Annotated in this window: 8 protein-coding genes; 3 read left to right on the top strand and 5 right to left on the bottom strand. The window is 61.4% G+C overall.

Annotated elements, in window-relative coordinates; genetic code table 11:
* Together LAN64_11685 and tatA are read left to right on the top strand one after the other, a co-directional pair.
* On the top strand, nt 1-1774 hold a 1774-nt coding region (locus tag LAN64_11685), incomplete at its 5' end, for a TonB family protein (GenBank protein MBZ5568500.1).
* 167 nt (nt 1775-1941) lie between these two features.
* Nucleotides 1942-2106: a twin-arginine translocase TatA/TatE family subunit gene (gene tatA, locus LAN64_11680; protein MBZ5568499.1), complete on the top strand. Its 165-nt coding sequence runs from the start codon at nt 1942-1944 to the stop codon at nt 2104-2106.
* A 61-nt stretch (nt 2107-2167) separates the two neighbouring features.
* Here tatA and LAN64_11675 read toward each other — a convergent pair whose 3' ends face one another.
* From LAN64_11675 to LAN64_11665, 3 genes are all read right to left on the bottom strand, one after another.
* On the bottom strand, nt 2168-2728 hold the full coding sequence (locus LAN64_11675) for a Maf family protein (GenBank protein ID MBZ5568498.1): 561 nt from the start codon (nt 2726-2728) through the stop codon (nt 2168-2170).
* Between the two features lie 138 nt (nt 2729-2866).
* Nucleotides 2867-3496, bottom strand: a complete 630-nt coding sequence (locus LAN64_11670) for a malonic semialdehyde reductase (GenBank protein MBZ5568497.1) — start codon at nt 3494-3496, stop codon at nt 2867-2869.
* Between the two features lie 70 nt (nt 3497-3566).
* Nucleotides 3567-5105, bottom strand: coding sequence for an amidohydrolase family protein (locus LAN64_11665; GenBank protein ID MBZ5568496.1), 1539 nt, complete (start codon nt 5103-5105; stop codon nt 3567-3569).
* A 141-nt stretch (nt 5106-5246) separates the two neighbouring features.
* Here LAN64_11665 and lepA point away from each other — a divergent pair, with 141 nt between their 5' ends.
* On the top strand, nt 5247-7055 hold the full coding sequence (lepA, locus tag LAN64_11660) for a translation elongation factor 4 (protein MBZ5568495.1): 1809 nt from the start codon (nt 5247-5249) through the stop codon (nt 7053-7055).
* 445 nt (nt 7056-7500) lie between these two features.
* Here the strand turns inward: lepA and LAN64_11655 are convergent, their stop codons facing one another.
* Together LAN64_11655 and bamA are read right to left on the bottom strand one after the other, a co-directional pair.
* On the bottom strand, nt 7501-8160 hold the full coding sequence (locus LAN64_11655) for an OmpH family outer membrane protein (GenBank protein ID MBZ5568494.1): 660 nt from the start codon (nt 8158-8160) through the stop codon (nt 7501-7503).
* A 157-nt stretch (nt 8161-8317) separates the two neighbouring features.
* Nucleotides 8318-11122, bottom strand: a complete 2805-nt coding sequence (bamA, locus tag LAN64_11650; GenBank protein MBZ5568493.1) for an outer membrane protein assembly factor BamA — start codon at nt 11120-11122, stop codon at nt 8318-8320.
* Nucleotides 11123-11151 lie beyond the last annotated feature (29 nt).

The raw sequence follows: 11151 nt of genomic DNA, 5'->3' as shown, positions 1-11151 counted from the left end.
GCTCGATCTGGCCGAGCGGGCACAGGCCTACACCAATGCCGCCGGGGTCGCCGTCGCCCTGTTGCGCGGCAAGAATCTGCTCGTCCGTACCTGCGCCGGCAGCGCACCCGAGGTCGGTGCCCTGATCCCGGCCTCCGACGCCTTTATCGCCGAGTGCCTCAACCGGCGCAGGCCCCTGTGTTGTCGCGATGTCGAATCCGATCCCCGCGTCGGACCCATGTTCCGCGCCATGAAGACGCGCTCGCTGATTGCCATCCCCATCTGCGGCCAGCCCGAGATGCGCGGTGTAATGGTGGTGATTGCTCCGCTGCCCAACGCTTTTCAGCCGACTCACACCGCCATCCTGATGACGCTCAGCGACATCATCGGCACCAAGCTGGCAGCCCGCGAAGCTCCCGACATGCGGGTCGAGATCGTGGACAATCCTCCGCCAGCACTCACGATGGCTTCCGAATCCGCGCCCGAGATGAAGGCCGCGGAAATGCCCGTCGTCGCTCCGGCTCCAATCCAAATGACGCCGCATCCGGTGGAAACCGCGCCCACTCCGATAAGGGTCGAGGCGGCTCCGGTGCTGGTCGCTCAGCGGCCAGCGCCGGTAATAGTCGCTCCCCGGCCGGCCACCTCTCCAGTCGCACCGGCTGCGTCTTCCGAGCACCTCGAAACGAATCCGGATGCGGCGCACAGAAAAACCGTCAAGCTGCCGAATGCGCCCGTGCAAGTCGCCGCGCCCGCTCGCCCTGCTGCCAGAGCGCCGGCGCCGATGGTACCACCCGCCTTGTTGAAGGATGAGCCTCTGCCCCTGGTGGAAGCAACGAACGTTGAGCCGGACCCGGGGCTGCTCAATCCGGCCGAAAATCCCGGTCGTTTCGAGCCACAGCGCGCGCTCAGTTCGACGACTGTCACCGGGCCGGTACGGCTTGTGCCGGTGAAGATTGCCCCCAGGCCGGTTGTGCCGGTGGCCGTCAACACCAAACCGGCTCCCGCAGCGCCCTTAAGCATCGTAGCCGCTCCAACGCTCGCTTCGTTGGAAGCGCTGAACGAGAAATCTGGCAAGCGCCGTTTTCTTATCCCCGCGATCGGCGTGGCTGCGGCGTTGGTCCTGGCCGCCGTCCTGTGGATGTATCGCTCGACCTCGGCCGAGCCCGCACCGCCTACGATTCCCGTGCCGGCCGCCGTTGCCGTTTCCGGGTTGCCCGAGGCGCCTGTAGCGACCGACGCACAACCGCTCGCAAAAAACGCATCGCTCACGACCACCGAACCAGTCGCGAAGCCCGCCATCGCGGAGGGCACGCAACCCAAGCCCTCGAAGCCGTCCGAAACGCAAGCCGCAGCGGCGGAGGCCAAGCATGAGCCGGCCAAACGAGTGATCGAAGTCGCCGCCGCGCAGCCTCAACCCAGGTTGCAAGCCGAATCCGACATGTCCGCGCCGAAGCTGGTCCTGGCCGCTGCTGACCCCGAAGGTGCCAACCTGGGCAAGGTACACGTTGCGGTGCCGGTGCCGCCCAAGTCCGAGTTGGTCGCGGCGACGCTGGTGTCTCGCACCGCTCCGGTGTACCCGCCCGTCGCGAAGCAGCTCGGGATTCACGGCACGGTCGTAATGAGCGTTGCAATCGGCGCCAATGGTTCGGTGAGCGACGTGCGCGTCACCGATGGCCCCATGCAACTCCGCAACGCTGCCATCGTCGCGGTTCGCCAGTGGCGCTACAAACCGGCAACGCTGAACGGCCAGCCGGTGGACAGCAGCGCGCAGGTACAGATCAATTTCACTCGTTAGGCGAGTGCGCATGGATGGCGACAGGGGCAACAGGTTCCCGGCAACTGGCCTGCTGCCCCTGTTTCTTTGACTATCACCCGGCAGTGGCCTAGAATCAGGGCAGATTCAGGTTCCATGGAGTCGTTGTTCGGGCACCCGAAACCGACGCCTTGGGCGGGAGGCCATACATGCTTGGCAAATTGGGGTTGCCCGAAATCCTCGTCATCGCCGCGATTGCCCTGCTGATCTTTGGGCCGGGACGGTTGTCGGAGCTGGGCAAAGGTCTGGGCGAAGGCATCCGCAACTTCAGGTCGTCGCTGAAGGAAGGCGAGCAGCCAGCGGAAAAGAAGTGAAGCGCACACATCGCCCCTCCGGTATGGCACGGACCGAGAGTCTGTGCCTTTTGTTTTGCGCTCACTGCCAGCCGCGCTCGCGCAACATGCGATACACCAGCGGTACCGGCAGCCCCACCACGTTGAAGTAGCAGCCATCCAAGCGGCAGATCCAGCGTGACGCGATGCCCTGAATCGCGTAGGCGCCCGCCTTGTCCATGGGCTCTCCGTGAGCGACATAGAACGCGATGTCTTCTTCGGTCAGAGGATCAAACGTTACTTCGGTGATCTCGGCGCCCACATCCTCGAACCCTTCTCCTATTAGGCAGACAGCGGTAGTGACCTGATGCATGCGCCCGGAGAGCAGCCGCAGCATGCGCGCAGCAGCGGCGGCATCGGCGGGCTTTTCCAGGATGTGCTCGTCCACGACGACGATGGTGTCCGCGCCCAAAACCAAGTCTCTGGCGGCGACCTGCTGGCGGACGGCGCGGGCTTTATCACGCGCCAAGCGCTGCGCGTAGTCGAGCGGCGGCTCGCCCGGGCGCGGCACTTCGGGCACGTCGGCCGGGCGCACGCGGAACGCGATGCCGGCGTTGCGCAGCAACTCTTGGCGCCGCGGGGAGGAGGAGGCGAGCACGAGCATGAGGAGTTGTAATTGACTTGCAGGTAATTTGCAATTTGAGATCGCGGAGTTTGGCATGTCGGCCGACGCCTTCGCGAAAGGCGTGCCGTCACGGAGGGCGGAGAGGGAAAACCTGGACCACCGCCGATGCGGACCAAGTCAGAGCAGGGTGCATGCCTCGCTGAAATCCAGGCGCGGACCGCGCGGAAAAAGCCTGGCATGATCGCCGTAGCCGAGATTGCAGAGGAAGTTCGATTTAACGTGGCCTTCGGAAAAGAACTCCTGTCCGCAATCGTGGCACTTGCCTGCCGCAAAGAACGCTTCGTCGACCTTGGCGTTATCGAACCCTGACATCGGCCCGCAATCCAGACCCAGCGCACGCGCCGCCAACATCAGATAGGCGCCCTGCAGTGACGAGTTGCGCTTGGCGGTGATTTCAATGAGCTGTGGATTGCCGACAAACACATCGCGCATGGCGAGGTTGTGGGGAAACAATTTCGGCAGCTTGTCGTAGAACTTGAGGTCGTATGCGACGATCACGGTGACCGGCGCGGTCATGGTTTTTTCAACGTTACCGGATGCCAATGCCGGCCGCAGTCTCTCCTTGGCCTCGCGTGAGCGGAGAAATACGAGGCGGGCAGGGGAACCATTGGCGCTGGTCGGACCCCATTTCATCACTTCGTATATCTGGCGCAGGGTGTCGTCGCTTACCGGCTTGTCGAGCCACGCAATGTGAGTACGCGCCTCGCGGAAGAGAAGATTGAGCGCCTCATCGTTTAGCCTGTCCATCGATTCGTCCTTTCCATCCTTCAGGCGGCTGCGGCTTGATGAGATGTTGCCGGGACACGCGCCGACTCGCCTAGTGCAATCCGACCTTGCCGCGGGCGGACTCGATCAGCTTGGCGGAGTCGTAGCCCACGCCGTCTTTGAAGACGGTCTCGACGTTTTCAATGTCGGAGATATTAGTCGAAGGATCGCCTTTTATGACGACAAGGTCGGCGTGTTTGCCGGGGGCGATGCTGCCGATCTTGTCGGCAACGCCGAGCCATTGCGCACCGTTGAGGGTAGCAATCTTGATGGCCTCGATCGGAGTAAATCCGGCTTCCACCAGCAGTTCGACTTCGCGCTGGTCGCCAAAACCAGGCACCACGCCGCCGTAGCCGGTGGGATCGAGTCCGGCGAGCAGCAGGCCGCCCGCCTTGGCGAAGGCGTATTCAAACTGCATTTCCTTCTTGAACAGTTCGGGCCAGGGCGAATCTTTGGCGCCGGCGATGCGAGCGCGCGTGGTGAGGTAGTCGTTGCGCGATTCGGGCAGCATGCTGTCGAGCACGCGCCGCATGTAGGGCGAAGGTTGCGGCGGCGCGTTGGCAGAGGTGGGCGGAAGCGACATCGAAGGGCGATTGGGGACGAAGGTCTCGAACACCGGAAGAGTCGAGGTGACCGCGACATGGTGCGCGATGAGGTCCTTGATGATCTGCTGAACCACGGAATGATCGATAGGGAGCGTCAGCAGCGAATCCCGAATCAGCGATTGTTCAGGGCACTGGTCTGGCTGCTTGCCCGGGTGATTGATTGGCGGCTTGTTGATACCGTGTTCAGGGTTGGAAAAGCCCATCGCATCGAATGGCAAGTCAAGATCTCCGTCTACCAGCAGCCCGTGCTCGAGGTCGTCAATGCCGAGCGCGGCAGCCTCGTGGAAACCGATCGAGCAGAGGTGGCCGGTGACTTTGAGCCCGCGCTTGTGGGCTTCGTCTATCGCGGCGCTCAACTCGGCGCGGGTGATGTGCATGTACGCCTTGAAATTGTTGGCGCCCTCCTCGGCCCAGTAGGCGACGGTGCGGCGGGCGTCATCGGCGTCCTTCAATTCGTGCATCTGGCCGGTATAGGCGCCGGCACCTTCCAAGTAAGGGGCGGTAGGAAAAATCTTGGGGCCGGGCGAGCGGCCGGAGTCAATGTCACGCCTGAGGCTGATGTCGGTGTAGCCGTCGATGGAGCCGGTGGTGCGGATAGTGGTGACGCCGCCCGCGAGATACAAGCGCGGCGCGGAGAAATCGTCTTCGCTGTAGTGAATGGGCGTGAGCGCGCCAGGATAGAAGAGATGGTCGTGCATGCCGACGAGGCCGGGGATTACGGTGTGGCCGGAAAGGTCGAGAACCTTGGTGTCTTTTGTCAGGAGTTGATCGTGGGGCTGCGCCTGGACGCTCTCGATTCGCCCGTTGCGAATGATGATCATCTGGTTCTCGCGCGCGGGCGCACCGGTTCCGTCAATGACACGTACATTGGTGAGCGCGATGGCGGGCGCGTCCACGGTGACAAAAGCCTTCACGGCGGGAGAGAGCGTGGTCTGCCCGAAGGAACAGCAGCAGAGGAACAGGAGAGTGGCGAGCAGTCGTTTCATCCTTCACCCCGAAGGCAAGTAGAGTACACGACGCGAGCGATGCCAGCGAGCGGTGTTTCCGGCGCTCTGAACCCCGGATGCTAGAATCAAGTGTTCAGCACCACTAGCCGAAGCAGCTAGCCGAAGCCCGTCTCGAATTCCATGGACCGCCATCACATCCGAAATTTCGCCATCATCGCCCACATCGATCATGGGAAGAGCACGCTCTCGGACCGGCTGCTGGAGCTGACGGGAGCGCTCTCGGCGCGCGAAATGCAGGGCCACGAGCAGGTGCTGGACGCGATGGACCTGGAGCGCGAGCGCGGGATCACGATCAAGGCCCACTGCGTGCGCATGAACTACACGGCGCAGAACGGGGAGACCTACCAGCTCAACCTGATTGACACCCCCGGCCACGTGGATTTCTCCTACGAGGTCTCGCGCGCGCTGGCCTCGTGCGAGGGCGCACTTCTGGTGGTGGACGCGACCCAGGGCGTGGAGGCGCAGACGCTGGCCAATTCCTACCTGGCGATCAATCACGGGCTGGAGATCATTCCGGTCATCAATAAGATTGATCTGCAGAGCGCCGACGTGGAGCGGACGAAAGAGATGATCGAGGGCGCGGTGGGACTGGACGCGTCGGAAGCGCTGCTGATCTCGGCGAAAACGGGACAGGGCGTGCCGGAGGTGCTGGAGGCGATCGTCAAGAAAATTCCGCCGCCGAAGGGCTCGGCGGATGCGCGCCTGCAGGCGCTGATCTTCGATTCGTGGTTCGATTCCTATCGTGGTGTGGGCGTGCTGACGCGTGTTTTTCAGGGAACGCTGCATCGGAAGCAGAAGATCCGGCTGTGGTCGAACGCAAAGGCGTTCGAGGTCGAAGTGCTGGGCGTGCAGTCGCCCAAGCCGGTCGAGGTGGATGAACTGGCGGCCGGCGAGGTGGGGTTCGTCTTCGCCAACCTGAAAAACGTAGCGGACACCAAGATCGGCGACACCATTACCGACGACGAGCGGCCCGCCATCGAACCCCTGCCGGGCTTCGAAGAGCTCAAGCCCATGGTTTTCGCCGGGATGTACACGGTGGACGCGCACGAGCACACCCAACTGCGCGAGGCGCTGGAAAAACTGCGGTTGAACGACTCGTCGTTCTTCTTCGAGCCGGAGAGTTCGACGGCGCTGGGCTTCGGCTTCCGCTGCGGATTTCTCGGGCTGCTGCACATGGAGATCATTCAGGAGCGGCTGGAGCGCGAATTCAGCCTTGACCTCATCTCCACAGCGCCGGGAGTGCGCTTCAAGGTCACAAAGACGGACGGCGAGGTGATCGAAGTTGACAATCCGTCAAAGTGGCCGCCGCAGGGCGAGATCCAGCGGATCGAGGAGCCGATCATCCTGGCGACCATCATCTCGCGCGAGGAGTACGTGGGAGCGATTTTCAAGCTGGTAGAAGAAAAGCGCGGCAAGCAGAAAAATTTCGAGTACCTCAGCGGCGGCCGCGTTATGCTCAGCTACGAGCTACCGCTGAATGAAATCGTGCTGGATTTTTATGACAAACTGAAGAGTGTCTCGCGCGGGTACGCGTCGCTGGATTACCACCTCGCCGGCTACTGGGAGTCGGACATGGTGAAGCTCGACATCCTGGTGGCGGGCGATGCGGTGGACGCGCTGTCCATCATCGTGCACCGCGAATTCGCCTACGAACGCGGGCGGGCGCTGGTCTCGAAAATGCGCGAGCTGATCCCGCGCCAGATGTTCGAGGTCGCCATCCAGGCAGCGATCGGCGCCAAGGTGATCGCGCGCGAGACGGTGGGGGCCATGCGCAAAAACGTGCTCGCCAAGTGCTACGGCGGCGACATCACACGCAAGCGCAAGTTGCTGGAAAAACAGAAGGAGGGCAAGCGGCGCATGAAACGAATCGGCAAAGTGGATATCCCACAAGAGGCCTTCCTGGCGGTGCTACGCGTCGGCGAAGAATAGACGAACCAAATCGACGGCACTGGTCGTCTATCTCGGAGAAGCCATGCCAAATAGGGAAAATATCCACAACACAATCAGCGCTGCCGCCAGCCGCACCGCAATTTTCATCAGATTGAAATGTGCAAAACTCCCGGCGGTTCTACCACCAAAGTGGGGTTCCATTCCACAGCATGACAGCCTCGGGCTTTCAGGACCTAACATATTGATTCTTGACCAATTTGTCGTTTGCCCAAGCTCCTAGGCAGATTGTGTAAGTAACTGTTCTATCGCGGGTTGTGGTAAGGGCGGCACGGAATTGCACAGCCTTTTCCACAGACTTGCGGAAAAAGATCCGGCCTTCCGGCCAACAATGGCCGGGTTTCGGGCGGGCGATTCCCAGAATGGAATGCCCAGAATGGAATAAGAAGGCCGCCCGATGGCGGCCTTGGGATCGAAAGGAGTTCGGCTACCGCTTGGGCGCAGGCGGCTTCGGCGCCGGAGGACGCGCAGCGGTTCCGCCGACGGGCTTAGCCGGCGGCGCTGCGGCTGCGGGCGCGGGAACGCCGGACTGCGTGTTGTAGGCGCTCACGATTTCCTGCGTGACGTCGGTGTTCGCCGCCGCCCAGAGCACCGGGCTCTGCTGGCTAGACACGTCAATGATCACCGAGTAGCCGTTCTGCTTGGCGAACTTGTCGAGTACCTCCAGCAGTTTGCCGCCAATACGATTGGCGATGTCATTCTGCTGACCCTGGAAATCCGCCTGGGCATCTTCCACTTGGCGCTGCAGGGTTTTCTGCTTGGTCTCGATGTTCTTGACCATGTCGGCGCGCGCCTGCTCATTGAGTTTGTCGCTTTGCGTCTGCAACTGCTTCTTCAGATTTTCGATTTCCTGGTTCAGGTTGTTGAGCGCGGCCTGCGTGGGCTCGAACTTTTTCTGCAGAGCTTCCAGGTCACGACGGCCCTCGTTGGTCGTCACGATCGCATTCTGGATGTTGATGATGCCGATGCGGGCGGCAGTGGAAGCCGCGGCGGGACTGGGTGGGGCAGCGGCAGTACCGGTCTGTGCCAGCGCGGTTATGGTCAGCAGCACCGCCGGCAGAATAAAGCGGGAAAGCATCCGTGTCATGGGTTGGTTTTGAACTCCTTGGAAATTGCTGGTTCGAACTTCCTCAGAAACACCTCAGACGGGCACTCACCGTGCGAAGGTTTCGTGGAAACTAAGATTATAGGGCGAGCGGGGGCGAGCGTCAAACCTGCATCTAAGGTCGGTCGCGCAATCTTCCCTAGAATGTTGTCGCCACGGTGAAGCGGAACGTCGTCTTGGGCTCTTTCAGGTTCCATCCCGGCACCAGGTTGCTGATCGCCTGCTGATAGCTGAAATCTCCGGCGCCGCCCGGCGGGAACATGTTGCGGGTGATGAAGTTGGGCGTGTCGGCAAAGGTGTTGAGGCGCAGCGGATTGTAGGCCCAGTAAATGCGGAAAGGGGCATTCACCACGGGCATGATGACCTGAACTTCCAGCCCGGTGGAGGCGCGCGGGATCCAGTTCGACGCACCGACAACCTTGAGGCTCTTGCCGAACGACTGCGACACGCCACCAACACAATTGAAAGCAACATCGAGCGCCGGACAGCCGAACGCGGTGGTGTTCAAGGTGTTCAACTGGACGTCATTGATCTGCAACTGCGAGGGCCGAGCAATGCCGTCGAATCCGAGGTCGAAGAACGGCGCCAGCGTGACCGGGCCAACGACCGGAATGCGGTATTCCACGTTGGCAACCACGTTGGTATCGCCGCCCGGGAACAGGATGCGGCTCGCCGGGAGCGGCACGGTGACATTGCCCTGGCGCGGGTTGTTCGGATCCTTGGGGACGGGCGTGCCATCGGGATTGGTCAGCGGGAAATCGACACGCTCGACGAAAAAGGCGACCGGGGAAACCGCACGGATGTCAAAGCCGCGGATGTCGGTGTCGCCGCCCATGAAGAAGCGTTCAAAGGGCGGCGCGACGCGTCCGGCGTAGCCGCTGATGAAGGAACCCTGGAAGCGGAACCCGAGACTGTTGTGGCCTTCGGCATTGGGTTTCAAGCCCTTCATGGGAGTCCAGCGCGTGTAGGAAACCAGTGGGCGGAAGAAGGAGACGTTGCCGCCCAAGCCGGCAAAGTCGCCGCCGATGAAAATGTTGCGCCCGCGGTGCGGATGCACGGGGCTGTCCACCGTGTTCCAGGTGAAGCTGGGAAGGAGCTTGCTGGTGACGATGCCGGACAGAGAGTCCGGTCCGGAAATGTTGCGGAAATTCAGCTCCTGGAAGTACAGGCGTGAGAAGTCGCTGAACACGTTGATCGAGGACACATCGAAGGAGTAGCCCAGGGAGACGCGCTTGAACGACCGCCGGATGGGATAACTGACCGAGGTGGTGAAACCCGACCGCGACTGGCTGAAGTTCTGCAGGGATTGAAGAACGTTCTGGGGCAGATTGAGGACTTGGCCGGCGACGAGGTTTGCCTCCTGCGCCTGGTTGAAATTGAAACGCTGGGTGAACACGGTGAACCCGAACTGCAACGGGCGGTCGAACATGTAGGGCTCGGTGAACCCGAAGGACAAGTTGCGCTGCCGGCTGCCCACGCTGGCCTGCAGAGTGAGGGTTTCACCGAGACCGAGGAAATTGTTGGTCTCGTAGGTCAGGCCGATAAAGGAACCGGCCAAGCCGCTGACGCCACCGCTCAAGCCGATGCTGTTCTTGCCCTTCTCCTTAACCTTTAACGTGATGTCGACTGTGCCTTCCTGGTTGTTCTGCCTGACCTCGGAATCCTGCTCCGGCTTGAGGGTGTCGAAGTAGCCGAGCTGGTTGAGGCGCAGGATGCTCAGGTCCCAGAGGCGGCTGTTGTAAACCTGTCCTTCCTCGACTGCCAGTTCGCGGCGGATGACCTTGTCGCGGGTGGTGGTGTTGCCCTTGAATTCGATGCGCCGGACGTAGAACGGCTTGCCCTCGTCGAGGTCGATGGTCAGGCTGATCAGCTTCTTCTCATCATCGAACTGCGTGTCGGGCACCGGCGTGAAGTTGATGTAGCCCAGCTCGCCGTAGGCATCGCGCAGGTTTTTCAGCCCCTTGCGCACCAACTCGATATCGAAAATATCACCATCCTTCATCGGCACCAGCCGGCGCAGGAACGCGGCGTTGGGGATGGCCTTGTTGCCGGTGAACTTGATTTCCTTCAGGTGATAGCGGTCCCCTTCCTCGATCGGGATGGTGATATCCACCACCTTGCCCGCGCCCTTCTGAATCAGCGGGATGTGAAACCCGCCGCCAGTGTCGCGAATTTGCGTCTTCGGATCCTGCACCACGGCCTTGAAGTACCCGCGGCGCTGGAACGCGTCGCGCACCATTTCAGCGTCCTCGCTCAACTTCGCGGCGTTGTAGGTTTTGCTGAAGATGTTTTCCAGGATGATGGAGTGCGGGATGCCGATAGGCCTCGTGTTGCGCATGGCGTAGCGGAGCGTCCGGCTGTTGACGTGCTTGTTGCCTTCAAACTTGATCTTCCCAACCTTGACCTTCGGGCCTTCCTTCACCACGAACGTGATTCCGACCGCGGCCGGAGGAATGGGGCGCACCTCGGTTTGAATGGTGGCAAACTGGCGGCCGTGTTCCGCAAGCAGTTCCTTGATCACCACTTCGGCGCGCTTCACGCGTGTGGGGTCGTACTGGCTTTCCTGCGTAAGGGAAACCTTGCGCTCTTTGAAGCGGTCCAGCACGTCACTCTGCGAGACCGAGCTCAGGCCCACATACTTGATCTCGCGGATGGTGGGCTTTTCCTTCACGTAGACGTTGATGATCCAGCCCTTGGCTGATTGCTCCCTCTCGAGGCGGATGTCGTCAAAATAGCCGGTGTTCCACAAGGAATTGAAATCGCGTTCCAGGGCGGCCTGATCGTAAACGTCGCCGGGCTTGGTGAACATGCGAGCGCGTACGGTCTCCGCCGGAATGCGGCGATTTCCGATAATGTTGATCACGGCGATCAGATCCTGCTGGGCTACGGCGGGGACGGAGCACAACGAAAACAAGCTTAAGACGAGGAAAATGAATGCCGCCATCCGCCTTCCTGCCCGCGCCGAAAAAGCGC

The organism is Terriglobia bacterium, assembly GCA_020073185.1.
Taxonomy (GTDB): Bacteria; Acidobacteriota; Terriglobia; order Terriglobales; family Acidobacteriaceae; genus JAIQGF01.
Note: the sequence above shows the minus strand (reverse complement) of the source record. Positions and strands in the feature narration are given on the sequence as shown.

Coding starts and splice junctions, on each gene's coding strand:
- tatA (MBZ5568499.1), top strand. CDS start 1,942: ATGCTTGGCAAATTGGGGTTGCCCGAAATCCTCGTCATCGCCGCGATT.
- LAN64_11675 (MBZ5568498.1), bottom strand. CDS start 2,728: ATGCTCGTGCTCGCCTCCTCCTCCCCGCGGCGCCAAGAGTTGCTGCGC.
- LAN64_11670 (MBZ5568497.1), bottom strand. CDS start 3,496: ATGGACAGGCTAAACGATGAGGCGCTCAATCTTCTCTTCCGCGAGGCG.
- LAN64_11665 (MBZ5568496.1), bottom strand. CDS start 5,105: ATGAAACGACTGCTCGCCACTCTCCTGTTCCTCTGCTGCTGTTCCTTC.
- lepA (MBZ5568495.1), top strand. CDS start 5,247: ATGGACCGCCATCACATCCGAAATTTCGCCATCATCGCCCACATCGAT.
- LAN64_11655 (MBZ5568494.1), bottom strand. CDS start 8,160: ATGACACGGATGCTTTCCCGCTTTATTCTGCCGGCGGTGCTGCTGACC.
- bamA (MBZ5568493.1), bottom strand. CDS start 11,122: ATGGCGGCATTCATTTTCCTCGTCTTAAGCTTGTTTTCGTTGTGCTCC.